The following is a 257-nucleotide window of genomic DNA, read 5'->3' as shown; positions in this document are numbered from 1 at the left end:
TTTAGCACGGCATGGGATGCCTATGACGAATTTGAGTCCGTGAAGGTAAGCGGAAACTTTGTCGCGGAATTTGAATTCAGGAACAAGGTAAAGAGCGGAGCCGAAAACTGGAACAACTGGGTGCTCGTCTTTAGGAACGGTGGCGACATGTGGTACCTGCGTGCCGACGGCTATTCCGTGGAAACGCTCGGTGGCGAAAATACGGTGCACTACTGGAATGCCTGGGGTGAAAACTGGGATGCCTTCAAGAAGATGTA

Annotated in this window: 1 protein-coding gene; it reads left to right on the top strand. The window is 51.4% G+C overall.

Going from position 1 to position 257, the window contains the following annotated elements:
* The coding region (locus B2310_RS06320; RefSeq protein ID WP_290729705.1) for a hypothetical protein at window positions 1–257 on the top strand (257 nt) is incomplete at both ends.

Origin of the sequence: Fibrobacter sp. UBA3629 (genome assembly GCF_002374005.1) — a bacterium.
GTDB lineage: Bacteria > Fibrobacterota > Fibrobacteria > Fibrobacterales > Fibrobacteraceae > Fibrobacter.
Note: the sequence above shows the minus strand (reverse complement) of the source record. Positions and strands in the feature narration are given on the sequence as shown.